The following is a 677-nucleotide window of genomic DNA, read 5'->3' as shown; positions in this document are numbered from 1 at the left end:
TTCCCTCTCCCTGATAATGAAGTGCGAACGGTGTTTTTGATCAAAGCCGGAGAGTACAAGAACATTAAAGAAAAAGGGCTGGAGTACTTATATCAAGCTTACAGTGAATTGGAACCCGAACTATCAGAAGGTGTTCGCAGTATTGAAGATTGGAAAAAAGTACAGTTGATGATCCCTTACACTTACCATGTCGATCATTACTATTCAGGTAACCTTGCTATTATTGGAGATGCTGCTCACACCGTCCATCCTATGGCAGGAGAGGGTATGAATCTAGCTATTCAAGACGCTGACGTACTCGGAGAATTACTGGCTTGGTGTAAAGAAGAAGGCAAGTCTTATCATGAGTATCTCCATTTTTATGAAGACGTACGTAAGCCGAGAGTAGGATTTTTGCTGCAGCTCAGTCACTTATCCGCTCTCGTCTATTCCTTCCGTAATGAATGGTGGAGGAAGCTTCGTATGAATGCGGTTCAACGCATTTTAGATGATGATCAGTTACATGTGAAACAAATGCTGAATATCTCTGGTCTTGGCCGTTGGGATTTCACACTTATGGATAGAGCTGTTCAAGGAGGCATGCTTCCTGCCAGAAACAAGCGCATCGCTGATCAAACACAAAGAAAGTATTTATTTTCTGAGACAGAAGATTATCCATGGAAGGCAAGATATAGAAA

General features: G+C 41.9%; 1 protein-coding gene. It reads left to right on the top strand.

Translation table 11 applies throughout. From position 1 onward, the window contains the following. Positions 1–30: 30 nt before the first annotated feature. On the top strand, positions 31–677 hold a 647-nt coding region (locus LD39_RS17785), incomplete at its 3' end, for an NAD(P)/FAD-dependent oxidoreductase (protein ID WP_231572608.1).

Origin of the sequence: Halobacillus sp. BBL2006 (genome assembly GCF_000786645.1) — a bacterium.
Taxonomy (GTDB): domain Bacteria; phylum Bacillota; class Bacilli; order Bacillales; family Halobacillaceae; genus Halobacillus.
Note: the sequence above shows the minus strand (reverse complement) of the source record. Positions and strands in the feature narration are given on the sequence as shown.